Raw genomic sequence first — 23,393 nt, forward strand, 5'->3', positions numbered from 1 at the left:
TTCCGACGCAGGACTATGCGTCGTCGACGATGGTAGGCCAGGTTTCGCGGCTCGCCTTGATGGCATCCACGATGCCGTTGCGACGCTGACGTTTGATGATCCGCTCCCATTTGCCTTGGGCGGCGTCCATTGCCTCGCGTGCCGTTTTCTGACCGGTGATCGCGGCCTGGATCTCCTCATCCAGGGCGTTGTCCAGCGCGGTCTGCCCGGCGAAGTTGATCGACGGAACCGACCGCGCAATCGTCGCCGGGATCGTCTCCATCGAGTACGGGTGGTAGGTCGACGCCACGAGCGGTTCCCTGAAGTTCGCCTGCTGGAACGGGTCGAAATATCCGCCCGGGTTGCCGGCCATCCAGGTGTAGGTACGAGTCGAGCTGAGCCACTGCAGGAAGAGATAGGCGGCCTCGGGATGGCTCGACTGTGACGAGATCCACGCGGTGATGTTGTAGTAGAGCACCGAGCGGCGGTTGATCTTGTCACCGAAGCGTCGCCCGACAGGCAGGTGGCTTCCGATCATGCCGGTGGCCTTCGATTTCGGAGTGCCGTCGGCGTTGAACCCGTCACCGAACTTCACCAGGTTGGTGTAGATCGCGGTGTGAGGGATCAGCAGGTTCCACATGGTGGCGTAGGCCTCGGCCCATGTGAAGGTCAGCGAGTCCGGCGGCGACCACTCGAAGGACCGCACGTGTTCTTCGGCGCATTGGATCCCGAGCTCGGTGTTCAGTTGAGGATTCGCGTCCGCGTCGAAGAAGTGGAAGTTCGGGAAATCCATCGAGGCGAAGCGGGCATAGAAGGTCGCAAGACCCCAGAACGGGCTCATCAGGTTGCCGTTGCCATACATCGTGCCGTTGCCGAAATCCTTGCCTGTGAAGAATTTCGAGATGCGATCGACCTCGTCCCACGTGTCAGGTGTTTTCAGCTCTGCCCCGGTCTCGCTTAGGAAGGCCTCCTGCACACGCGGGTCTTCGTAAAGACCCTTGAGGTAGAACCAGGTCTGATAATCGCCGTCGAGCGAGACGGAATAGTAATCGCCGGCGTAGGTATAGAGCAGCTTCTCGTTTTCGGGTGTCGTCGTTCCGCGTTCGCGATCACCCCAATCGGGCTGATACCGCGTGACGAAATCAGAACAGTTGACCGCCCCGCCCGACGACACCAGATCGCCGGTCGAGTTCCACGGCCCGGTGTAGATGTCGAAAGAGCCGCCCCCCGTCGTGACATCCTGCATAACCTTCTTGAAGATGTCTTCGGCGGGCGCGCCGATGATGTCGATCTCGATGCCGGTCTCGCGCTCCCAGACCTCCTTGGCTGACGGTGCCCCATCCGGGAAAGGTTTGGTGATCTGTCCGATCGCCCCGTCGGTCAGAAGCATGGTGATCTTCTGCGGCACGTTGCCGGCTTCGCGCAGCGCCTTGATGCCCTCGATGGCGCGCCCTTCCGACATGGTGTTGTTGTACTGGAACCGCTCGGCGCCATCAAAACCGGTCGGGCCGCCGGTCATGCCTGCGGCATAACCATTGGCAAAGGCCGGGGCAGCCATGAAATTCCCCAGCATTCCCATGCCGCCTGCCGCAGCCAGCGTTGCCGTGGAGCTCTTCAGGAACTCGCGGCGAGATGGTTGAATCACATTTGGTGTCTTAGATGACATTTTTCCCTCCCATTTGGACATCCAATGTTGTCAGGGAGAGATAAGCAACAAGTGTGCCAAGGCCTAACCGGGAGTGATCTATGGCTCGTCCAGACAGATCTAGCCGAGAATTTGCTCTGGCAAATCAGGTAGTTCGACCGTGTCACCATCGTAGAGTGCAAGGCAGACTTCTAGCGTGGTTATCAACTCGCGGATGTTCCCGGGCCAGTCGTAGCCAAGCAGCGCCTGCCTGGCTTCCTTCGAGAAATGCAGCGGTGCATCGGGCGAGACGACACGAGCGACCTGATCGATCACCCATGACTTGTCCTGGCGTTCGCGCAAGGCGGGGATTTGCAGGACGACGCCGTTGAGGCGGTAGAAGAGATCCTGGCGGAACTGTCCGGCATCGACCAAAGCCTTGAGATTTCGGTGCGACGCCGACACGACGCGCACGTCCACCGGCACCGGTTTTGTCGCGCCGACCGCCATGACCTCTTTTTCGGCCAGCACGCGCAGCAACCGCGCCTGCAGCGCCAGAGGCATATCACCGATTTCATCGAGAAAGAGCGTGCCGCCATTGGCCTGTTCGATCAGGCCCTTCTTGCCTTTGGCATGGGCGCCGGTAAAGGAATTGGGCGCGTAGCCGAAAAGCTCGCTTTCAATCAATGCTTCAGGCAATGCCGCGCAATTGATGGCCACGAACGGCCCCTTCTTCTTGCGCGCCTTGTGAAGCGCCTTGGCGACGAACTCTTTCCCGACCCCGGTTTCACCCTCAAGAATGATACTGATGTGCTTGTCCACGATCCGGGCAGCTTTTCCGGCCAGTGCAAGCATCTTGCCATCACCGCCGTGAATACGGGTCAGCGCATCGGGCATCGCCGGCTTCGACGCGACGCTGACCGATTTCACCGGCGCGCGCACATCGGCGAACATGATCTGACCGTCGGACATTTCCAACGCCTGCTCACCCGGGGTCTCTGCCCCCAGCAGACGGGGAATATCGTTGAAATCGAAGTCGAAGACATCCTCGAATGGTTTCCCGACGAATCCCTGGCGCGTTTTCCAATCCTGGCCGAGCGTCTTGGCAAAGAGGCGGTGAGCGCCATGCGTCAGGCCGGAAATGGTGCCATCGGCCGCCACCGACACCGCGCAATTCGGGTCGACACCCAGAAACTCCGAGGTAGTGTTCAGCCGCATGATCCAGTCGGACTTGCGGGAATTCATGAGGTTCGCAAGCTCAATGCGGCGAACGCAGGATTTCACGACTTCGAGTGTGAGCGCCTGACTGTACTTTTCCGAAGGCGACATCAGCAAAGAGACATCCAGCACACCGATCAGCGACCCATCGACATGATAGATCGGGGCAGCCGTGCAACTCAGCGGCGTATGTGCCATGTCGAAATGATCCGTTTGATGGATCGTCAACGCTTCGCCAGAGGCAAGGCAAGCCCCAACGCCGCAGGTGCCGGCATTCGCTTCCGACCATTCCGAACCGATATATAGCCCCGCCCGCTTAAGTTCACGATCAACTTTTTCGTCGCCGATGAAATCGACTGTGACGCCCTTAGCATCGGTCAAGAGCAGGACGTAGCCCATCGAATTCACACGCCGGTAGAGATCCTCCATGCCGAAGCGCGCAATGGACAGTAGGTCCTCGGCCTCCTGACGGTGCTGGCGCAACGTGGTTTCCGGCAGGATCCGTGCTTCGCCTCTGTGTTCCGGATCGAGTTCATGCTCGTTAAGGCAGCGAAGCCAGGATTGCACGACCTCGGGGTCGCGCTCGGTTGCTCTGCCTTCCGCGGCATCAACAATTTCCTGGACGTGCTTTTCAAACACGATTGTCTGGTTCATTTCGCCACCCCTCCCAAAGTGTCGAATGAGAACCTACTGGGAATGTATCCCCGTAGGCGCAAATATCGTTATCATGCTTCGCAAAATAAGGCGACTCCTTACCGTAGAAGACTAGTTTCGTGGGGCGCGTGACCGTCATGCGAGCCCGTCGCATTTGAGACGGATTCGTCAGAGACCCCCCAAAACGGCTTTTGCGCCGGACACCGTGACTGCGGTTGCATCCGGTTCGACGGCAATACTCACAACATTGCCGTTCCGTACCAAAGCAGCGTACCGCTGGGTGCGCATACCAAGACCAAGTTCCGTTAGATCAAGCAATTGGTCCGCGGCCTTGGCAAAGACCTGACTTCCATCTGCCATGAAATGTACGTTCGCCGGTGGGTTCAGGCTGTCCGCCCAAGCTTTTACGACGAAGAAATCGCTTGTCGCCAGAATAACGATGTCGTCGACGCCCTTTGACAGGAACTTGTCAGCGTTTTGCAGATAACCCGGAACATGGTCATCTGCGCAGGTGGGCGTGAATGCGCCCGGCATCGCGACCACCAGAACCGTCTTGCCTTTCGAGAATTCTGAAAGGTCGATTTGCTTGATTTCGCCGCCTTCGAACTGCTGAACCGGCGTGGAAGGAATGCTCGATCCGACTTCCATGGAAACCTCCTGAAAATGTAGGATGTCGTCAAAGGTGATCATAGGCATCAAGGGCCTTGGCGGCGTAGACCGTGCCCGGCCCGCCCGACATTTCGACTGCTACAGCCAAGACTTCGACCAATGTGTCACGGTCGGCCCCATGGGATTTGGCTTCGTTCACATGGTAGAGGATGCAATCCTCGCATCCGCGTGCGGCTGCGATCGCAACGGCAATGGTCTCTTTCATCGCCGTGGAAATCTTCCCTTCCCTAGCAGCGGTATCTGCGAGCCCTTTGAAGGCCATCATGGTTTTCTGATCGGCTTTGAACAAACCCATCAGTCGTTTGTTGGCCTCGGCCAGCTTTTCGTTATGTGCGCTCATGTTCTTTACTTTCTGTCATTGGATGTTCCCGTCCGGCGGGGAGGTCACCGGACGGGACTTGAGATGTGCTCGCATACGGCCAGTCCGACGAGACACATCGACCGCACTTTTGCGCAGATGCGCCAGTGCGACAGGAGCAATCAGAGCTGAGCCTTGATCAGCTCGTTCACGCGTGCGGCATTCTCCATCATGACCATGTGCCCGGCATCCGCGATCACTTCGACCTTGGCGCCGCTGATTGCGCTGGCATGGCTTGGCGGAATAACGGCGTCCTCCGCCCCCCAGATCACGGTCGTCGGGACGCCCGACGCGGCGACTCCCGCAGCGATGCTCGCGCCCTGCTTTCCTTGTGAAAACAGATTGCCTTTGAGCGCGTCCAGGAACGCCTGGACACCATCGAGGCGCTTGTACTTCAGCAGATCATCCACCATCGAGCGGCTGACGAGGCTGTCATCGGCAAAGAGGTGTTTCAGCACCGGCTTCAACTCCTTGCGGGACGCCGCCGAAACAAATCCACCGATATAGTCTGGGTTGATTTCATCCCCCAGACCCGCCGAGCAGATCAGCGTCAGCGATGCCACTCGCCCCACATGGTCAATCGCCGTCTGTCCCGAAACCAGCCCCCCCATCGAATGGCCAACCAAATGTGCCTTTTCGATGGACAAGTGATCCATCAATTGAATGACGGCCGTCACCATCGTGCCAAGACCGGGGTTGTCGATGGACTTTACCGACCCGCCATGACCAGGCAAGTCAAGTGCATAGACCGGAGCATCAGCCGCAATCGCATCAACGTTGAAAAGCCAATTGTCGCTGTCGCCGCCAAACCCGTGAATGAAAATGACCGGGGTGCCTTCGCCCTCCCGCGTCAAATAGCGGATACGGCCGATTTCAAGGTCGGCTGTCTGATGGCTGGGAACTTCCTCTCCGTCTTCCTCGACCTCGGGCATCTCGAAGGCCGCAACATAGGCGTCGATCTCGGCATCCGAGACCGACGCCGGCGCCAGGACACCCAAAAGAGCCTGAACCGGATAAATCTCTCCGGCTGTCCCGACGCATCTGCGCAGGAGGCCACCGTCGGCGGCCTCCACGACATTTGCGATCTTATCGGTCTCGACATCCATGATCTCGTCGCCAGGGTTGATCTGAGTTCCTTCTTCCACATGCCAGGCGGCAAGGGTGCCCACTTTCATGGAAAGCCCCCATTTCGGCATCAGGATCGGTACGATTTGATCGCTCATCCGACTTACGCCCCCATCGTCTTGCGCACGGCCTCTGCGATCCGGTCGGGCGACGGGATATAGAGGTCTTCGAGCGAGGGCGAGAACGGCACCGGCGTATGCGGCGCGGTGACCATCTCGATCGGGGCCTTCAGCGCCTTGAACGCATCCCGCGCAACCGTCGCCGAGACGTCCGTCGCGATCGAGCACCGCGGGTTGGCTTCGTCCACGCAGACCAGTCGCCCGGTTTCCTCGACGCTCTCGATCACCGTGTCCATGTCGATGGGCGAAAGCGTGCGCAGGTCGATCACTTCGCAGTCGATGCCCTCCTTCTTCAGTGTTTCCGCCGCCGCCAGCGAATTCGGCACCATCAGGCCATAGGCCACAATGGTCACGTCGCTGCCTTCGCGGGCGATATTGGCCTCGCCAAAGGGGATCGCATAAGGCTCTTCCGGCACATCGCATTCGGAGGCGTAGAGGTTCTTGTGCTCCAGGAAGATGACCGGATCATTGTCGCGGATCGCCTGGATCAGAAGACCCTTGGTGTCATAGGCGTTCGAGGGGCAGACCACCTTGAGACCCGGAATGTGGGTGAAGATCGGTGTCAGCATCTGACTGTGCTGGGCCGCCGCGCGGAAGCCCGCGCCGCACATCGCACGGATCACCACCGGCGTTTCGGCCTTGCCGCCGAACATGTAGCGGAACTTGGCCGCCTGGTTGTAGATCTGGTCCAGGCAGACGCCCATGAAGTCGATGAACATAAGTTCCGCAATCGGACGGAGCCCGCAGGTCGCGGCGCCGATGGCCGCCCCCACATAGGCGCTTTCCGACAAAGGCGTGTCGATCATCTGCTTGGGGTGCTTGTGGTAGAGCCCTTTGGAGACCCCAAGAACCCCGCCCCAGGCGTCATCTTCGCCTGCGGCGCCCGCGCCGCCCACGATGTCTTCGCCCATCATGATGACGGTCTTGTCGCGGGCCATTTCCTGATCAATCGCTTCGTTGATCGCGTCTTTCATGCTCAGTGTACGAGCCATTTCTCAATCCTCCTTGTCTTGTCGTTAATAGGCGACGTACACGTCGGTGGTCAGTTCTGCGGGGCCAGGCAGCGGCGCGGCTTTTGCCTCTTTGACGGCCTCGTCGATCAAGGCGAGGACCTCGGCATCGATCGCGTCCAGTTCGGCATCGGTCAAAACCCCGGCCTCGGTCACTTTCGCGCGGAAGATCTTCAGACAGTCGCGGTTCTTGCGGTTGTCTTCGTTTTCGCCCGGCGCACGATAGGTCTGCGCATCGCCTTCGAAGTGACCAAAGAACCGGATCATCTTGCACTCAAGAAGCGTTGGGCCAGCCCCTTCGCGGGCGCGCTTGATGACCTCGCCCGCCGCCTCGTAGACGGCAAAGAAGTCGGTGCCATCGACGGTGATGCCCGGCATACCGAAGCCAGTTGCGCGATCGACGTAGGAGTCGGAGGCGACAGCGTAATCGACGGAGGTCGATTCAGCATAGCCGTTGTTCTCCACCACGAAGATCGCAGGCAAGTTCCAGATGGCGGCCAGGTTCATCGATTCCAGAACGGTACCCTGGTTCGACGCGCCGTCCCCGAAGAAGGTAATGCCGACCCCGTCGTGGCCAAGCTTTTGCGCCGCCAGTGCGGCTCCGCAGACCAGCGGTGCCCCCGCACCCAGAATACCGTTCGCGCCCATCATGCCCTTGGACAGGTCGGCAATATGCATCGAGCCGCCCTTGCCCGCGCACGACCCGGTGGCCTTGCCATAAATTTCGGCCATCATGGCTTTGACATCGACACCCTTGGCAATGCAGTGGCCGTGCCCGCGGTGGGTTGATGCTATGCGGTCATGGTCTTGCAAATGCATCATGATGCCGACGCCGGCGGCTTCTTCGCCGGCATACAGGTGCACAAAGCCCGGAATGTCGCCGCGGCCGAAATCGACATGCAAGCGCTCCTCGAATTCCCGGATCGTCTTCATCCGGCGATAGGCGTCCAAGAGCCCATCTTTCTCCAGTGGGAATGGGTTGCTCATGAGGTCCTCCCTTTTGTTACTGAGCGACATGAAGCGAACCATTCGCTTCCTTGGTGAGAAGCCCGTACTTGGCGGCGTAGGCCATGCAATCGGGCACGTTAATCGTGCGGAAGGCATCGGCCTGAAGCCGGATGCTCACATCGTCGATTTCGCTGAAGGTCAGTTCACGCTCACCATCGAGCGCAAAGGAACCGGCCGAGACGCTGGGCAGGTAGACATCGTCCGGGACGATCGTTTCCACGGCGCCGATCCCGACCTCTTCGATCAGCCCCGGCGCGATAGGGGCGGTCAGGCGGGTCTTGGCCGTCTCAAGTGGGAGCAGGCGGACACGGCGTCCCTTTGGTGTTTCGCGATCCAGCGGTGCCAAAAGGCCAATAATCGAAGACATGCCGATCCCATCCGGTCGGCCAAATGTCACAAAAAGATCCCGAAAGCTTTCGGTCTTCCAGATCGCCCGCGCGCCGATGAATCTCTCCGAGACGACGGCGACATCGACCAGGGCAATCTCGCGCTGATCGTTGACGCGGACTTCCAGCCTCTTGTTGTAGGAAAATGCGTGGTCGCACGGCACCTGCCCTGTCACGGCAAGTCCGACAGCAAGGCCGGTGATCGTCGGCTCGCGTAGCTCAGGGAATGCGTTGTTGGTTCCCGTCGATACCCCCGCAATTGGGGTGTTACCGCACCTGGAGACAACGACGCGATTGGTTCCGTCGCCGCCCAGAACCACGATGGCACCAACGCCCTGATCATGCATCTGGCGCGCGGCTTCGGCGCTGTCGTCCGATGTGCAGGTCACCGGCATATCAAGGTAGGTGACCTTCGGAAAGCGCTGTCGGCCTGTCTTGCTTTCGCGCTCGATCGTGCGCATTAGCTGGGTCCGGATGCCGCCATTCTCGGGCATAATCACAACCTCGTCGACCCCAGTGGCCGAGAGCCCCGTCAGCATACGCAGAACGATATTGGCCCTGTCGTTGATCGGAAGATTGCCCGCGTGACTGACAATCCTGCGAATGTCACGGGCAGAAACCGGATTTGCAATGATGCCGACTTTGGTCACGGGCGACGCCTCCATTTACCCAGATAAAGCAACAAGTGTGCCAAGCGCCGGGCCGCGCCCTCCGCCCGTATCGAGTCAGTGCGGTGAGATAGGAAAAGCGAGGCGCAGGACGGTCGGGCGCTTGGCGTCCCCGCAGTTGTCAGACCCAAGATCCGGACGTTGCCGACGAGCGTTGTCAGGCGGCTTCGGGCTCGACCTTGTATGGCATAATTTCAGGCAGACTGAGGCGCGCAACTCAGTACACGACCAATATTACCGTCGTATGAGAGTGGCCAACGGTCGGGCGTCGCCAACAAAATGGAGCCGCGGACCGATCGGACGGCTCCACGGCTTGCCTCATGATGGTCAGGGCACATGATTGCGTCGACCAGACAGCGGTCGCCAATGAGACGGAAACAGGGCGAACCCGGACGCCCGAGGCAGCACGGCCCCGGCGGCGTCCAGGTCCGGCCGACGTCAGCCAGCGGCTGTGACAGCGCGTCCGGTCAGCACCTTCACGAGGTTCGCCCGGTAAGCGCCATCCCCGTGCAAATCCGAAATTAGACCGTCGGCGGAGACCGCCAGGTCGGCAACCGCCTCTGCCGCGAAGCTGTCACTCAGGGCAACCTCGGCTTCCGTCCAGCGATGAACTCCGTCCTCGGATGCGCCCGTCACAGCGACCCTGACGCCGTCGGCGTATTTCGCGACGAACACACCCACCAGAGCAAAACGCGAAGCAGGCTGCGCAAACTTCTGGTAATGCGCAGCTTGCGGAATGGGCAGTGTCACCGAGGTGATGATCTCTCCCTCTTTCAGCGCGGTGGTGAACATTCCTTGAAAGTAATCGTCCGCCGCGATGTCGCGCGTGTTGGTTGAGATGGTTGCACCAGTGGCCAGTACAGCCGCCGGATAACAGGCCGCCGGGTCGTTGTTTGCCAGGCTTCCGCCAATGGTGCCGCGATGACGCACAGCCGGATCGCCGATGCGGCCCGCCAGCGAGCAAAGTGCCGGGAATGCGGTTTGCAGGTCCGAATTGCTGGCCACTTCCGAATGGGTCGTCATCGCACCAATCGTGACAGCTCCATCTGCGATCGAAATGCCGCGCAGCTCTTCTGCCCGAGAGATATCGACAAGGTCCGACGGGGCTGCCAATCGGGCCTTCATGGTCGGCAAGAGTGTCTGCCCGCCCGCCAGCAAGACACCATCTTCGGCCGAAGCCAAAAGCGATGCCGCGTCTGCAGTCGTGTGCGCGGCGTGATAATTTGCGTTGTGCATATCCTGACCTCCTCTATTCCGCTGCGATCCTGGCTGCGTTGATAGCCGCCCAGACCTTTGCGGGCGTCGCAGGCATGTTCAGATCATTGTTTCCGATTGCGCTGGTAATCGCGTTGATGACCGCAGGCGGTGTGCCGATGGCACCTGCCTCTCCGCACCCCTTCATCCCCAACGGGTTCGTAGTGCAGGTCGTGCCGTGATGAAGAACTTCGAAGTTGGGCAGATCATCGGCGCGGGGCATGGCGTAATCCATGTAAGAGGCTGACAATTGCTGGCCGTCTTCGCTGTATCTGACCTCCTCCAGCATGGCCTGCCCAACGCCCTGCGCGATACCGCCATGCACCTGGCCTTCGACAATCATCGGGTTGATGATCGTGCCAAAATCGTCCGATGCGACAAAGCTGACGATCTCGGTCTTGCCGGTCTGCGGGTCAACCTCGACCTCGCAGATGAAGCAGCCCATTGGGAAGGTGAAGTTCAGCGGGTCATAGAACGCCCCCTCCTTCAAACCCGGCTCCATCCCCTCGGGCAGGTTGTGGCCGGTATAGGCCGCCAGTCCGATCTCGTGCCATGCCAGTGACTTGTTGGTGCCGACGACCTTGGCCTGGGCGTCTTCGATGACAATGTCGGCCTCGGATACTTCCAGCAGGTGTGCGGCCAGTTTCCTGATCTTGGCCTCGACCTTGTCGAGCGCCTTGACGATGGCCGACATGCCGACCGGGCCCGAACGCGAGCCATAGGTCCCCATGCCAAACTGCACCTTGTCGGTGTCGCCATGCACGATCTGCACGCTGTCGATCGGAACGCCGAACCGGTCCGCCACCACCTGCGCAAAGGTTGTCTCGTGCCCCTGGCCGTGGCTGTGCGATCCGGTGAGCACCTCGATCGTGCCGACGGGATTCATTCGCACCTCGGCGCTTTCCCAAAGCCCGACACCCGCACCCAGCGACCCGACCGCTGCCGAAGGCGCAATCCCGCAAGCTTCGATATAGCACGACATGCCGATGCCCCGTAGTTTACCGCGCGCCCTGCTTTCGGCCTTGCGCGCGGCGAACCCCGCCCAGTCCGCGGCCTCCATCGCCTGACGCATGTTGCCTTCGAAATCGCCGCTGTCGTAGTTCATGATGACCGGCGTCTGATGCGGAAATTCACGGATGAAGTTGATGTTGCGCAGCTCGGCTGGGTCCTTGCCCAACTCGCGCGCTGCGGTCTCCATCATGCGTTCGACGAGATAGGACGCCTCGGGCCGCCCTGCCCCGCGATAAGCATCGACCGGCACGGTGTTGGTATAGACCCCCAGCACCTCGCAATAGATGTTGGGAATGTTGTATGTGCCCGATAACAGCGTAGCATAGAGATAGGTGGGTACTGCGCTGGAAAAGAGCGACATATAGGCGCCGAAATTGGCCTTGGTCGACACCTTGAACCCGACGATCCGTCCTTCGGCGTCGAACCCCATCCTGGCCTTGGTCAAATGATCGCGGCCATGGGCATCGGTCAGAAACGCCTCGGTCCGGTCAGACGTCCACTTCACCGAACGATTGGTTTTCATCGACGCCCAAAGGCATGCAATCTCTTCGGGGTAGATGTAGATTTTCGAGCCGAACCCGCCGCCCACATCCGGTGCGATCACGCGCAGCTTGTGTTCGGGTGCGACCTGATAGAACGCGCTGAGGACAAGACGCGCCACGTGCGGATTCTGGCTGGTTGTGTACAGCGTATAGTGATCCTCGGCCTCGTCAAAAGTGGCGATTGCCGAGCGCGGCTCCATCGGATTGGGGCTGAGCCGGTTGTTGGTGATATCCATCTCGGTGACATGAGCGGCATTGGCAAGCGCCTTGTCCGTCGCGTCCCTTTCACCGATTTCCCAGTCATAGACGATGTTGCCCGCAGCGTTCTCGTGGATCTGTGGCGCATCATCGGCCAGCGCCGCCGCGATGGTCGCGGCCACCGGAAGCTCTTCATAATCGACATCGACCGCCTCTGCGGCCGCGCGGGCCTGGGCCTTTGTCTCGGCGATGACGATGGCCACCGCGTCGCCGACATAGCGGGTCTTTTCGGTCGCCAGCGCCGACCAGGCGCCCATATTCATGGGGCTGCCATCCTTTGAGGTGATCGCCCAGCCGCAAATGATGTTGCCGATACCGTCACCGGTCAGTTCCGCGCCATTATGGATGGCAATGACACCGTCCATGACCATGGCAGCGCTGGTGTCGATATTCCTTACGCGGGCGTGCGCGAAAGGTGACCGCACAAAAGCGGCGTAGGCCTGGTTCTCCATTCGGATGTCGTCGGTGTATTTACCTTTGCCGGTGGTGAAGCGCTTATCTTCCTTGCGCTTGACCGGCGCACCTATTCCTTGGCTCATTCGATTTCCTCCCCTTACATCTCGCCAGCGGCCTGGGCTATGGATTTCACAATGTTGTGGTAGCCGGTGCAGCGGCAGATATTGCCTTCAAGCTCATGGCGGATGGCGGCTTCATCAAGCGTTTTGCCCGCCGACTTGTAGCGCTGGACCATATCGATCCCGCTCATGATCATCCCCGGAGTGCAAAAGCCACATTGCAGCCCGTGATTGTCGTTGAACGCCTTTTGCATCGGATGCAGATCACCATTGGCCACACCTTCGATTGTTGTCACCTCGGCGCCATCGGCTGATGCCGCCAGCATCGTGCAGGACTTGATCGCCTTGCCATTGACATGCACAACACAAGCGCCGCATTGCGACGTGTCACATCCCACATGGGTTCCGGTCAGGCGCAGGTGTTCGCGGATAAAGTCCACGAGCAAAGTGTTATCCTTCACATCACCGCGCACGGGCTTGCCGTTCACGGTCATCTTGATCTCAGACATTCATTCCTCCCTTGAGTTTTGCCTGGGCCGGGTTCTCAGCTGACCAGCTTTTTGAACCACCCCTTCTTTGCTGTTTCGTTGCCATCGCCCTCGGAAGGCCCTTCGATCTGCTTCTGAAGGTTCTCGAAGAACTGATCGGCCATCTTCCTGGCAAAGCCGTCGATGATCCGTGACCCGAGCTGTGCCAACTTGCCGCCAACCTTGGCTTCCACGTTGTAATGGAGCACGGTCCCTGAGCCCTCGGCCTCCAGATGAACCTTCGCACCGCCCCTGGCGAAGCCGGCGGCGCCACCCTTGCCCTCACCGCTCAACATAAGACTCGTGCGGGGCACCATGTTGGAGAGCGTTACCACTCCCTTGAATGTTGCTTTGACGGGCCCAACCTTCTGCACCACCGTCGCCTCAAACCCATCCTCGGGAGAGCCGGACATTTCGGTGCATCCCGGCACGCAGGCCTGCAGAACATCCGCGGACAGGATCGCCTGCCACACCACGTCCGTTGATGCGGCGATTGTTCTTGAACCAATAAGATCCATAAATCCCCCTGACCTTTTCGTTGATAGCAAGCAACAGGTATGCCAAACCGGTTGGGGGACATCGGTTATGGAGCCGCAATGCGACAGACACAAAGACAGGCGCAGACGCAGAAGCTGGCGCTGACGCAAACCATGCGCAACTCCCTGGCCCTGCTCGAGATGGGGCCTGACGAAGCCATCCGGGTCATATCGCGCGAAAGACGCCGGAACGCCTTTCTTGTCGCCATCCCGACCGGCGCACCGGGCGGCGGCAGTCCGGCCTATGATCTCGACGGGCCGTCGCAGGAAACCGCGCTCGACGACATCGGCAAGCAGATCGGACTGATCCGCTTGACCCGGCAAGAGTCCGAGCTGGCAATCGGGCTTTTGCACAGTCTGGACGACCGGGGTTTTCTTGCTGACAGCTTTGACGACATGGCAGGCTACCTTGGCGTTTCAGTGAACGACATCGCTCGGCTGGTCCCCCTCCTGCAAGAGCACGTCGATCCCCCCGGTCTTTTTGCCACCTCGCTTGCCGAGTGTTTCCGGCTCCAGCTTGAAGCCAAGAACCGGTTCGACCCCTTGATCGAGACACTTTTGGGCCGGCTCGACCTCGTGGCCAAACAGGACGTTCCGAACATATGCGCGCTGTGCGGGGTTGACGAGGAGGACGCTATCGACATGCTCAAAGACATCCGCAGCCTGGATCCCGCTCCGCTGGTCGACAAGCAAGACGTGGGGCACGTGCAGGGCGCACCGGAAATCATTATCCGGACCGGCGCCGACGGTGGCTTGCAGGCCGAACTGAACCAAGACGCCCTGCCCTCGATCCTGACCGACGACGGGCTGTTTTCAACGACGTTAAACACCGAAACAGACGGCAATGCCCAAAGCTACTATCGGGATTGCTACAGAAGTGCCGCGAACATGGTGCGCGCGATGCAGAAGCGTGCCAACACGCTGCTGGCGACGGGCAACGCGATCGCGCAGCGACAGGAGAAATTCATTAAATCTGGGCGCAGTCGGAACAAGCTGCCGCTCACCGTCGAACAGCTCGCATCCGAAGTGGGCGTCCACAAAAGCACCATCAGCCGCGCCTTGAGGTCTTGCCGCATCATGACGGATATCGGCACGTTTCCCGCCAAAGAGTTCCTGGCGCTCGGCCTTGCGTCGGACCAGGCTGCAGGCAAGACACGAGAGCAGGCACTACAGCGGTTGTCTCTTCTGATCATGACTGAGGACCTAAAACGCCCAAGTTCAGATGATCAATTGATGCGGCAACTGGAGACAGCTGGTTTCAAACTGTCACGCCGTACCGTGGCCAAGTACCGCAAGATGCTTGCCATTCCAGGGGCACATGCCCGCAAGGTCCTGTAGCATCTTCTTGACAATGCCTGTCGCGCATTTCTGGTTTAGTGCGGCTTAGTCTAGAGAACCGCACAACAATGCTTCTCGGATACCTTCTCTGAGTTTCTGCTCTAAAGTTCGGGGCTTTTAGCTTGCGCCGCACCATCCAATTTCAATTGCTTGATCTTGTCCGTGACGATGTCGCTTAGCACATGAAGCGCGGCATTCCATTGAGATGATATAAAACGAAATGGCTGGGAAATACCAATTTCTGCAAAACCTTGGTGGTCAAGCAGATAATATGAAACGGCAGAACAGGTGTTGGGTAGCGAAAAAAGCATCCCTGATTTGTGCGTCAGTTGCGTGCTACCATACTCGAAACCAACGGCACAATCCCGGCCGGTCGACATGTTTTCCTTGAATTGCTCAACAACTTCCGGGGCAAGTTTCTCTCCTAAAGTGGAATAACTTGCGGCACCCCAACCCGCACCATGGCCGAATTCTGTAAATCCAAAGGCTCTATCTGAGGTTAACCCTGTGCCGAAGTAGTGCGTCGGCCTGATGAACTGTTTTAGAGGAAACGACCCGTAGACGTGAGCCGAGATTGGCTCGATGTTCATTGCCTTCCGGACGGTCAGCGCCACCGTATGCCCAATGATGACGACGGTCATGTTGCCGTGGCCAATCTGGCCCGACACCGCGAGGCCATCGTGTACTTCGAGGCGACGGGCGGGCAGGAATTGCGGCTCTGGTTCTATCTGGAGGACGCAGGCGTCGAGGCCCGCCCGGTGCCGCCGGCCCAGGTCAAGGTATTCGCGCGTAGTCTTGGAACCCGCGCAAAGACCGACAGGATCGATGCTGAACTCATTGCCCGATTCATGATCTTCAGACCCGACGCTGGACGAGCACTTCCGGCGGAACATCTGCGTCTTCTCAGGGCTTTGACCACCAGGCGGGCACAGGTGGTCGAGATGCGAAAGCGGCTTCTGGCGCAGATCCGGGCGCATCGGAAATCCGGAACTGCGGAGCTTCTCGAGGATATCGATTTGGAGCTGAAAGAGCGGCTGAATGTAGCAATCACCGAGCTGGAAAGCCGAATTTCAGAGCTTCTCGGTCACGACAGGCGTCTCGTGGACACCACGCGGATCCTCCGTTCCGTGCCCGGCATCGGACCGGCAGCCAGTTCGACGCTGATCGCCGAACTTCCCGGACGCGGCGCGCTCACCGGTAAAAAAGTTGCGGCGCTGAACGGTCTGGCGCCAGTGGAGCAGGACCGCGGAACGCTGCGCGGCAAGCGCACCATCGTCGGTGGCGGGCGCGCCCTGCGGTATGTCCTGTTCCAGGCAGCACTGTTCGCCTCGCATCACAACCCGGCGCTTAAAGCCTTCGCAGATCGGCTCCGTAAAGCCGGGAAACCACACAAGGTCATCGTCACGGCCGTCGCGCGCAAGCTCGTCATCATCGCCAATGCTCTGTGCAAAAGACGGCGGGAATGGGAGCCCCGCCACCCCTGACAGATACAGTTGCTAAGCCCCTTTGCCGACCAGCCCCCTCGCCATCCAATCGTCAAAGATCGCCAGCGCCCGGTCCGAGAACGCGGCGTCGTTGATATGGGCATCGAGTTCGACCAGGTCGGCATTGGCCGGACAAGTGCTGCGGATCTCCTCGCAAAAGGCCGCCAGCCCGTCCGCATCATGCAGCGGCGCACCGGGGCGGTCCCATTCGTTGCAGCCCCCGGTGGGCAGCATCAACGCCACCGGACCCTTGGCGCCCGCCAGTTTGCCACAAATGGCGCGAGCGACATCGCGGCGCTCGTCCGCCTCCAGCACTGCCGAGGTCAACAGACGGTTATGGGCGTGGTTGGGCCGGTCGGCCAGCGCCGGGGGCGGCGCCTGCCAGCCGACATAATCGACCAGATCGTAACAACCCGGCGCCACCAGCTGCGGGATGCCCTGCCTGCCCGCATTGGTCATCCTGTCAGCCCCCGCCGAGAGGCCGCCGTAAAGGTGGTTTGCCACCTCTTGCGGCGCGAAATCGAACACCGCGGCAAAGGCGCCCTCGGCCGCAAGGCTCTCGAACGCGCGCCCGCCCATGCCGGTGGCATGAAACACCGCCACCTCGTATCCGCGCGCCTCCAGCTCCGGTTTCAGGCTGACCATATAGCGCAGCACCGTCTTGCCAAAGCTGGTCATGCCGATCAGCGGCCGGGCGCGAACCGGGGCCTCGACCGCGCGCGCTGCTCCCAGCACCGCCCCAGCCGCCTGGCTGAGCGAGGCCTTGCAGATCGAATTCAACCCGTAGAGCCCCCCGGCCCAGAGGATCATCTGCACATCCGCCGGGATCCGCTCGGGCGGCAGCAGGGGCGAGAACGACACGGTCGAGACGATGTATTTCGGTACCCCAAGCGGCAATGCGGCGCACAGGTCCAGCGCCAGATCGGTGCCCATGGTGCCGCCCAGCACGATCACCCCGTGGATGCGGCCAGCAAGATACAGCTCCAGCGCCTTGGCCGCCGCGCCACGCGCCATGATCTGCATGGCGGCATTCTCGTCGCCACTGTCGATGGCCGCCTGTATCGAACTGCCCCCCGCCTCGGCCACCTCATGCTTCGAGACATCCGTGGGCCGGGACGGATCGCCCAGCACGCTGACATCCATCGACAGCACGCCGCCCCCCTGCCCCCTGATCACGCCAGCCAGATAATTCAGCTCGTCATCCTTGGTGTCATAGGTGCCCGCGATCAGGATCGTCTTGTCACTCATCTCTGCCTCTCCTCCCTCTGGCCGCCGTCAGAGTTGCATCCAGGCGGTTTTCAGGTCCACGTATTTATCGAGCGCATGCAGGCTCTTGTCATGACCGTTACCCGACTGGCCGACGCCGCCCAAAGGCACGGTGCCGTCAGCGCCGCCATAGGTGTTCACATGCACCACACCGGCGCGGATGGCGCGCACCATCCGATGCGCGCGGCTGAGGTCCGAGGTCCACAGACCCGAAGCCAGACCATAGACGGTGGAATTGGCCAGATCGACCGCCTCTGCCTCGGTGTCGAAGGCGCTGACCGCCAGCACCGGGCCAAACACCTCCTGCTGGTTCAGCGTCGCGTCGCGCGACACACCGGTCATCACCGTGGGCTGCATGTAATATCCGCCCGTCTCCTCCAGAATGCGCTGGCCGCCGAGCGCGCAATCGGCGCCCTCGGCCAAGGCGGTCTCGACAAAGCGCAGGTTCTGCTCCAGCTGCGCCGCCGAATGCACCGCCCCCACCGAGGAGCCCAGATCGAGCGGATCGCCCACCCTCAGCGCGCTGGCATGGCGGCAGAGCGCATCGACGAATTCGTCATGAATCGACCGTTCCACGATCAGACGCGAGCCCGCGACGCAGACCTGCCCCGAGTTGCGAAAGATGCCCGCCGCCGAAACCTTGGCCGCATGATCCAGATCGGCCACATCGCCAAAGACCACATTGGGCGACTTGCCGCCCAGCTCAAGGTAACAGCGTTTCAGGTTCGAACGGGCGGAGTATTCCAACAACCGCCGCCCGACCGCGCCCGAGCCGGTAAAGACCAGAATGTCGATCTCCATCGACAGGCCCATCGCCTCGCCAACCTCGGATCCCTTGCCGGTGACCACGTTGAACACGCCCTCGGGCAGCCCCGCCTCCAGCGCCAGTTCCGCCAGACGCAGGATCGAGAGCGAGGCGCTCTCGGCCGGTTTGACCACGATGGAATTGCCCATGGCCAGCGCCGGCGCGATCTTCCACGCGCCGATCATCAGAGGGAAATTCCACGGCAGGATGGCGCCCACCACCCCCACGGGTTCCTTATGGACAAGGCCCAGAATGTCACCCGCAGTCGGGGCAATCTCGCCATAGACCTTGTCCAGCGCCTCGGCGTAGTAACGAAAGGTCCCGGCGGCCGAGCCGCTTTCGGCCTTGAAGGCCATCGAGATCTCGGTGCCGTTGTCGCGCACCCCCTGCACCGCAAGGTCCAGCGCCTCACCCTCGATCAGCTCTGCCAAGCGGGTCAGCACCTTCTTGCGGGCGGCGGGCGGTTGCCCCGCCCAGACACGGGTGTTGAACGCATGGCGCGCGGCGGCCGTAGCCCGTTCAACCTCGCGAGAACCGCCCCGCGCGATCTGCGTCAGAACGCTCCCGTCGATGGGCGAGATCACGTCAAGCATCTCTCCCCCAGTCTCGACCCTGCCACCGATCACATGGCCGCGCGGCGGGATCACGCGGGTTCGCAGGGCGTCGATAGCTGCCTGATCCATGGCCGGGGTCCTCCATCTCAATCGGTTCATTATTCAAACCATCGTTTCATAAAATGCTTGTCATAGAGAAATCCCTGTGTCAAGCATGAGCCAAAGAGACCTGCCGCGACACGAGGGAGAGGAACCGATGAAAACCGCCAATTTCATCAAGGAGAACAACGCCCGCCAGTTCTGGCAGCCGATGACTCATCCCGCCGATGCCCAGGCCAATCCGCCCAAGATCATCACCGGTGCCTCCGGTGTCCGCATCCGCGATATCGACGGGCACGAGACGATCGACGCGGTCGGCGGGCTGTGGAATGTCAACCTGGGTTATTCCAACGACGCGGTGAAACAGGCGATAACCGGGCAGCTCGACAGCCTGCCCTATTACTCGACCTTCCGCGGCACCACCAACGATGCCGCCATCGAACTGGCCTATGACCTGTGCGACTTCTTCGCCCCCGAAGGCATCCAGCGCGTGTTCTATACCTCGGGCGGTTCGGACAGTGTCGAGACCGCGCTGCGGCTGGCGCGGCAGTATCACAAGCTGCGCGGACAGCCCCAGCGCACCAAGTTCCTGTCGCTGAAAAAGGGCTATCACGGCACCCATTTCGGCGGCGCCTCGGTCAATGGCAACAACAAGTTCCGCACCGATTACGAACCGCTGCTGCCGGGCTGTTTCCATATTCCCGCCCCCTATATCTATCGCAACCCGTTCAACGAGACCGATCCGGCGCGGCTGGCGCAGCTGTGCGCGCAGGCGCTGGAGGACGAGATCGCCTTTCAGGGGGCCGAGACGATCGCCGCCTTCATCATGGAGCCGATCCTGGGCGCGGGCGGGGTGATCCCGCCGCATGAAAGCTTCATGCCGATGGTACGCGAAATCTGTGACCGCAACGGCATCCTGCTGATCGCCGACGAGGTGATCACCGCATTCGGCCGCACCGGCGCCTGGTCGGGGTCGCGCCTGTGGGGGGTGCAGCCGGACATGATGTGCACTGCCAAGGCGATCACCAACGGCTATTTCCCCTTTGGCGCGGTGCTGATCGGCGCACGGATGACCGAGGTGTTCGAAGGCGATACCAGCGGCAAGGGCGCAATCAGCCACGGCTATACCTATTCCGGCCACCCGGTGGGCGCGGCTGCGGCGGTGGTCTGCCTGAAGGAAACGCTGAAAGCGGATGTCGCCAGCAATGCCGCCGCGCGCGGGGCCGAGCTGTATTCCGGCCTGCAAGCGCTGGCCGCGAAACACGAAATGATCGGCGATGTACGCGGCGGTCATGGTCTGATGGCGGCACTCGAGGTGGTCGCCGACCGCGCCAGCAAGGCCCCCGCCAACGCCGCCACGATGAACACCGTCTACGAGACGGCGTACAGGGCCGGGGTGATGCTGCGGATCTCGGGCCCCAATATCATCCTGTCGCCGCCGCTGGTGCTGAGCGAACAGGATGTCGCGGACATCCTGTCGGCGCTCGATGCGGGCTTTACCGCGCTGGGTTGAGCACCGCGACCCATCGATCGCATCAACAAGTTAGCCGGGCGGCATCCTCGACAGGACGGTTCAGGAAAAACCGTTCTCGAGGGCAAGCATCGCGGCATGGTCGTGGTCAGCACGGTCAGCGTGGTGAACCAGTTCGCTGCATTTCGGCGCGCGGATTCCGACAATATCCCCTGGAACCTGGCCCAGGCCGAAGTCGAATACCTGCAATTCCGGCTCGAGGTCGAAACCCTGCTCACCCAGGGTGCAGCACCTGGGGCACAGGACAGCATCGACGCGGTAAGACGCAATTTCGACGTGCTCTACAGCCGGATCGCAACCATATCCGAAAGCCCGCTCTATTCAGAGGTCCGCGAAAACCCCCGATCCGCGGGTTCCTTTGACGCCATCCAACGCTATTTCGACTGGGCTGTCCCGATCATCGACGCAAGCGATGTGGAGTTGCTTGACCGATGGGCGGAATTCACCCGTGAAACGCGAACGATCGGCGCGCATCTGCGCAATCTCTCCCTCTCCGGGGTTGCGGTTTCGACACTGCAATCGGATCGTGGCCGGCGCGACGTCCTGTCGGCGCTGTCCATCGCCGGTCTTTCCACCCTGTTGCTGTTCCTGCTGCTTGCGGGCGTGATCCTGATAGTCTGGAACACGAGCCGAAAGCTGCGCCGCTCGATGTACGAGGCCGCGATGACGGGCGCCCGGCTTTCCTCGGTCATTTCGACTTCGCCGGTTCCGATTGTCGTCAGCGACAAGAAAATGAGCATCATCGAATACAACATGGCAGCCGAAGCGTCATTCGGCTTTTCCCGGGCCGAGGCGATCGGCGCCGATGTCGGCACGCTGCTTGTCCCGCGCGATCTGCGCAGGGCACACAAGGCCGGCGTGCACCGGTACTTTGCAACCGGGCATGCCACGCTCATCGGACGCAAGGGCAACCGGTCACGCGCCTTGCGCAGCGACGGGACCGAGGTTCCGGTCGAGATCTCGCTTTCCAGCGGCAACGGTCCCGATGGCCGCATCTTCGTAGCTTACATCCGTGACCTTACCCTCGACCTGGAAAAGGAAGGCGAACTGAGAGAGGCGCACCACATCGCATTGGCCGGGGAACGCGCCAAGGAGCGGCTGTTGAACACCATGAGCCACGAGATGCGCACGCCCCTGCACGGAATCATGGCGGCGCTCGAACTGCTCGGGAACACCAGACTGACCGAAACCCAGCTGCGCTACATGCGGGTCACCGAGAACGCCGCCGCGACATTGCTTCATCACGTCAACAACGTTCTTCAGGTGGCCAGCAACACCTCGAAACACCTGCGCATCGAAGCCGCGGTCTGCGACCTGCACGAACTGGTCTCGGGCGTGATCGACCAGCAGCGCATTCTCGCAGCAAAGAACGGCAACGCCTTGTCTCTGTCCGCTTTCCCGGCAGAATTGGGATATGTCGAGGTCGACGCGCATCACCTGCGGCAGGTGCTGGTCAACCTGCTGAACAATGCGGCCAAGTTCACCCATAACGGCACGATATCCCTCAGGGTTCTCGTCCACTCCGCCACCGGCGAGCTGGAGTTTCGCGTGCAGGATGACGGTATCGGCATCGCGCAGGACGACCAGGTTCGCATCTTCGACGATTTCTTTACACAAGACGCGTCCTTTTCGCATCTCAGTTCCGGCACCGGTCTGGGGCTGGGCATCACGCGTCGGATCATCGCTGCCATGAACGGCAGTATCGGGGTCACAAGCAGCCCCGGTGAGGGCAGTACGTTCTGGTTCCGAATCCCTCTGATCCGTGCGCGGGAACCGGCGCCAGACACGGAAAATCCGGCACGCAACGCCATCGCCGAGCCTGCCGACGGCGCCTCTCTCGAGGCGCTCGACGTTCTTGTGGTCGAAGACAACGAGATCAACCGGATGGTGATCGGCGAGGCGCTGGCGGCATCCAACATCAAGGTGACGATGGCCAGCGATGGCCTTGAGGGGGTCGAACTGGCAGCTCAGCAGCGTTTCGACTGCATCCTGATGGATATCAGCATGCCGGGCATCAGCGGCGTCGACGCCTTGCACCTGATCCGCAAGGGAAATGGCCTTTCAAAGGATACGCCGGTCTTTGCGGTCACCGCCCATGTGCTTGCCGACGACCGGAAACGCTTTGTCGAGGCGGGTTTCGACCGCGTCATCGCCAAACCGTTTTCGTTCAAGGCGCTGGTTGAAGAGATCGCCTCGGCGGCAAGCGGGCAGGCCCCCGCCCCCTCTGGGCCTGAAACAAACGAGGCCGCGCTGATCAATCCGGCGAACATAACAGAGATGCGACTGACTTTTGGTCGCGACAAGACAGCCGATCTTCTTGTCGCCTTTCTCGGCGATGGCCGGAAAAGCCTGGACCGGGTAACCAATCTGGCACAGCGCAGGGAACAGGATCTGGCGGCAGTCGCATCGGAACTGCACCGGTTCAAGGGGACCGCCGCCATTCTCGGTGCCGAAGCATTGGTCGCGCGTCTGCAGGACCTCGAACTTCAGGCCGCCCGTCACAACTCTCCGCCGTCCGGGGAACAGCTATCGGAAATTGGCCGTCTGCTGGACCGCTCTGTCGTCTCGCTACAGGGCGTTATTGCCGATGCGGATTGATCATTTCTTTCGGAACCACGATCTCCCCTTACAGTCTTCACAGGGAGGTTGTCGGCATGCGCCGAAGTGACATCAACGATGTACGCGGCGAAGCACAGGGCAAGGCAGGTCAGAACGACAAATTCGACAGACGCGAACCCATCTTGCTTGCGCAAGAATGACTTGAGCATTTGGGTTTATTTCCTCTCTGAGATCAGAATGCGCGATACATCCGGAATGCCCAACCACCCGAAAGAATTGTTGCGCGGTCAACGCTA

The 23,393-nt window shown here is 60.8% G+C and carries 19 protein-coding genes; 4 read left to right on the forward strand and 15 right to left on the reverse strand.

Going from position 1 to position 23,393, the window contains the following annotated elements; all coding sequences use genetic code 11:
* Positions 1 to 13 precede the first annotated feature (13 nt).
* The 12 genes from AC2FNY_RS18410 to AC2FNY_RS18465 form a co-directional block, all read right to left on the reverse strand.
* Complete coding sequence (locus AC2FNY_RS18410) at positions 14 to 1,645, reverse strand: ABC transporter substrate-binding protein (protein WP_496803341.1); 1,632 nt, start codon at positions 1,643 to 1,645, stop codon at positions 14 to 16.
* Between the two features lie 99 nt (positions 1,646 to 1,744).
* On the reverse strand, positions 1,745 to 3,475 hold the full coding sequence (locus tag AC2FNY_RS18415) for a sigma-54-dependent Fis family transcriptional regulator (RefSeq protein ID WP_496803342.1): 1,731 nt from the start codon (positions 3,473 to 3,475) through the stop codon (positions 1,745 to 1,747).
* 168 nt (positions 3,476 to 3,643) lie between these two features.
* Positions 3,644 to 4,123, reverse strand: coding sequence for a peroxiredoxin family protein (locus AC2FNY_RS18420; RefSeq protein ID WP_496803343.1), 480 nt, complete (start codon positions 4,121 to 4,123; stop codon positions 3,644 to 3,646).
* 28 nt (positions 4,124 to 4,151) lie between these two features.
* The gene (locus AC2FNY_RS18425; protein WP_234168282.1) at positions 4,152 to 4,484 is read right to left on the reverse strand and encodes a carboxymuconolactone decarboxylase family protein; all 333 of its coding nucleotides are present in this window, start codon (positions 4,482 to 4,484) and stop codon (positions 4,152 to 4,154) included.
* Positions 4,485 to 4,624: 140 nt separating this feature from the next.
* Positions 4,625 to 5,725 carry an acetoin dehydrogenase dihydrolipoyllysine-residue acetyltransferase subunit gene (locus AC2FNY_RS18430; RefSeq protein WP_234140645.1) on the reverse strand — a complete coding sequence of 367 codons (1,101 nt, stop codon included), beginning with the start codon at positions 5,723 to 5,725 and terminating at the stop codon, positions 4,625 to 4,627.
* A gap of 5 nt (positions 5,726 to 5,730) precedes the next feature.
* Positions 5,731 to 6,738: an alpha-ketoacid dehydrogenase subunit beta gene (locus tag AC2FNY_RS18435; protein WP_234168286.1), complete on the reverse strand. Its 1,008-nt coding sequence runs from the start codon at positions 6,736 to 6,738 to the stop codon at positions 5,731 to 5,733.
* A 24-nt stretch (positions 6,739 to 6,762) separates the two neighbouring features.
* Positions 6,763 to 7,743 carry a thiamine pyrophosphate-dependent dehydrogenase E1 component subunit alpha gene (locus tag AC2FNY_RS18440; protein ID WP_234168288.1) on the reverse strand — a complete coding sequence of 327 codons (981 nt, stop codon included), beginning with the start codon at positions 7,741 to 7,743 and terminating at the stop codon, positions 6,763 to 6,765.
* A gap of 16 nt (positions 7,744 to 7,759) precedes the next feature.
* Positions 7,760 to 8,800, reverse strand: a complete 1,041-nt coding sequence (locus tag AC2FNY_RS18445; protein ID WP_496803344.1) for an ATP-NAD kinase family protein — start codon at positions 8,798 to 8,800, stop codon at positions 7,760 to 7,762.
* Positions 8,801 to 9,256: 456 nt separating this feature from the next.
* The gene (locus AC2FNY_RS18450; protein ID WP_234168291.1) at positions 9,257 to 10,054 is read right to left on the reverse strand and encodes an FAD binding domain-containing protein; all 798 of its coding nucleotides are present in this window, start codon (positions 10,052 to 10,054) and stop codon (positions 9,257 to 9,259) included.
* 13 nt (positions 10,055 to 10,067) lie between these two features.
* The gene (locus tag AC2FNY_RS18455; protein WP_496803345.1) at positions 10,068 to 12,422 is read right to left on the reverse strand and encodes a xanthine dehydrogenase family protein molybdopterin-binding subunit; all 2,355 of its coding nucleotides are present in this window, start codon (positions 12,420 to 12,422) and stop codon (positions 10,068 to 10,070) included.
* A 14-nt stretch (positions 12,423 to 12,436) separates the two neighbouring features.
* On the reverse strand, positions 12,437 to 12,907 hold the full coding sequence (locus AC2FNY_RS18460) for a (2Fe-2S)-binding protein (RefSeq protein WP_496803346.1): 471 nt from the start codon (positions 12,905 to 12,907) through the stop codon (positions 12,437 to 12,439).
* Between the two features lie 35 nt (positions 12,908 to 12,942).
* On the reverse strand, positions 12,943 to 13,443 hold the full coding sequence (locus tag AC2FNY_RS18465; protein WP_234168297.1) for an SRPBCC family protein: 501 nt from the start codon (positions 13,441 to 13,443) through the stop codon (positions 12,943 to 12,945).
* A 78-nt stretch (positions 13,444 to 13,521) separates the two neighbouring features.
* Between AC2FNY_RS18465 and AC2FNY_RS18470 the strand changes: the two genes are divergently transcribed.
* The gene (locus AC2FNY_RS18470) at positions 13,522 to 14,799 is read left to right on the forward strand and encodes an RNA polymerase factor sigma-54 (protein ID WP_496803347.1); all 1,278 of its coding nucleotides are present in this window, start codon (positions 13,522 to 13,524) and stop codon (positions 14,797 to 14,799) included.
* Between the two features lie 101 nt (positions 14,800 to 14,900).
* Here AC2FNY_RS18470 and AC2FNY_RS18475 read toward each other — a convergent pair whose 3' ends face one another.
* A complete protein-coding gene (locus tag AC2FNY_RS18475) occupies positions 14,901 to 15,440 on the reverse strand; it encodes a hypothetical protein (protein WP_496803348.1) in 540 nt (179 codons plus the stop codon).
* Between AC2FNY_RS18475 and AC2FNY_RS18480 the strand changes: the two genes are divergently transcribed.
* Positions 15,417 to 16,283 carry an IS110 family RNA-guided transposase gene (locus AC2FNY_RS18480; protein ID WP_496803349.1) on the forward strand — a complete coding sequence of 289 codons (867 nt, stop codon included), beginning with the start codon at positions 15,417 to 15,419 and terminating at the stop codon, positions 16,281 to 16,283. The two genes, AC2FNY_RS18475 and AC2FNY_RS18480, sit on opposite strands and share 24 nt — an antisense overlap.
* A gap of 12 nt (positions 16,284 to 16,295) precedes the next feature.
* Here the strand turns inward: AC2FNY_RS18480 and AC2FNY_RS18485 are convergent, their stop codons facing one another.
* Positions 16,296 to 17,531 carry a Tm-1-like ATP-binding domain-containing protein gene (locus tag AC2FNY_RS18485; protein WP_496803350.1) on the reverse strand — a complete coding sequence of 412 codons (1,236 nt, stop codon included), beginning with the start codon at positions 17,529 to 17,531 and terminating at the stop codon, positions 16,296 to 16,298.
* 27 nt (positions 17,532 to 17,558) lie between these two features.
* Positions 17,559 to 19,037 carry an aldehyde dehydrogenase gene (locus AC2FNY_RS18490; protein WP_496803351.1) on the reverse strand — a complete coding sequence of 493 codons (1,479 nt, stop codon included), beginning with the start codon at positions 19,035 to 19,037 and terminating at the stop codon, positions 17,559 to 17,561.
* 127 nt (positions 19,038 to 19,164) lie between these two features.
* Between AC2FNY_RS18490 and AC2FNY_RS18495 the strand changes: the two genes are divergently transcribed.
* A complete protein-coding gene (locus AC2FNY_RS18495) occupies positions 19,165 to 20,520 on the forward strand; it encodes an aspartate aminotransferase family protein (protein ID WP_496803352.1) in 1,356 nt (451 codons plus the stop codon).
* 96 nt (positions 20,521 to 20,616) lie between these two features.
* Entirely contained in the window at positions 20,617 to 23,136 is a 2,520-nt protein-coding gene (locus AC2FNY_RS18500; RefSeq protein ID WP_496803353.1) for a hybrid sensor histidine kinase/response regulator, read from the forward strand.
* Positions 23,137 to 23,393: the final 257 nt, after the last annotated feature.

The organism is Ruegeria sp. BHSC223, assembly GCF_059613025.1.

What these genes read in the sequence shown, in the direction of transcription:
- AC2FNY_RS18495 (WP_496803352.1), top strand. Translation starts at nt 19,165, where the DNA reads ATGAAAACCGCCAATTTCATCAAGGAGAACAACGCCCGCCAGTTCTGG.
- AC2FNY_RS18480 (WP_496803349.1), top strand. Translation starts at nt 15,417, where the DNA reads ATGCCCAATGATGACGACGGTCATGTTGCCGTGGCCAATCTGGCCCGA.
- AC2FNY_RS18485 (WP_496803350.1), bottom strand. Translation starts at nt 17,531, where the DNA reads ATGAGTGACAAGACGATCCTGATCGCGGGCACCTATGACACCAAGGAT.
- AC2FNY_RS18450 (WP_234168291.1), bottom strand. Translation starts at nt 10,054, where the DNA reads ATGCACAACGCAAATTATCACGCCGCGCACACGACTGCAGACGCGGCA.
- AC2FNY_RS18440 (WP_234168288.1), bottom strand. Translation starts at nt 7,743, where the DNA reads ATGAGCAACCCATTCCCACTGGAGAAAGATGGGCTCTTGGACGCCTAT.
- AC2FNY_RS18500 (WP_496803353.1), top strand. Translation starts at nt 20,617, where the DNA reads ATGGTCGTGGTCAGCACGGTCAGCGTGGTGAACCAGTTCGCTGCATTT.
- AC2FNY_RS18410 (WP_496803341.1), bottom strand. Translation starts at nt 1,645, where the DNA reads ATGTCATCTAAGACACCAAATGTGATTCAACCATCTCGCCGCGAGTTC.
- AC2FNY_RS18490 (WP_496803351.1), bottom strand. Translation starts at nt 19,037, where the DNA reads ATGGATCAGGCAGCTATCGACGCCCTGCGAACCCGCGTGATCCCGCCG.
- AC2FNY_RS18470 (WP_496803347.1), top strand. Translation starts at nt 13,522, where the DNA reads ATGCGACAGACACAAAGACAGGCGCAGACGCAGAAGCTGGCGCTGACG.
- AC2FNY_RS18430 (WP_234140645.1), bottom strand. Translation starts at nt 5,725, where the DNA reads ATGAGCGATCAAATCGTACCGATCCTGATGCCGAAATGGGGGCTTTCC.
- AC2FNY_RS18425 (WP_234168282.1), bottom strand. Translation starts at nt 4,484, where the DNA reads ATGAGCGCACATAACGAAAAGCTGGCCGAGGCCAACAAACGACTGATG.
- AC2FNY_RS18455 (WP_496803345.1), bottom strand. Translation starts at nt 12,422, where the DNA reads ATGAGCCAAGGAATAGGTGCGCCGGTCAAGCGCAAGGAAGATAAGCGC.
- AC2FNY_RS18435 (WP_234168286.1), bottom strand. Translation starts at nt 6,738, where the DNA reads ATGGCTCGTACACTGAGCATGAAAGACGCGATCAACGAAGCGATTGAT.
- AC2FNY_RS18475 (WP_496803348.1), bottom strand. Translation starts at nt 15,440, where the DNA reads ATGACCGTCGTCATCATTGGGCATACGGTGGCGCTGACCGTCCGGAAG.
- AC2FNY_RS18415 (WP_496803342.1), bottom strand. Translation starts at nt 3,475, where the DNA reads ATGAACCAGACAATCGTGTTTGAAAAGCACGTCCAGGAAATTGTTGAT.
- AC2FNY_RS18460 (WP_496803346.1), bottom strand. Translation starts at nt 12,907, where the DNA reads ATGTCTGAGATCAAGATGACCGTGAACGGCAAGCCCGTGCGCGGTGAT.
- AC2FNY_RS18420 (WP_496803343.1), bottom strand. Translation starts at nt 4,123, where the DNA reads ATGGAAGTCGGATCGAGCATTCCTTCCACGCCGGTTCAGCAGTTCGAA.
- AC2FNY_RS18465 (WP_234168297.1), bottom strand. Translation starts at nt 13,443, where the DNA reads ATGGATCTTATTGGTTCAAGAACAATCGCCGCATCAACGGACGTGGTG.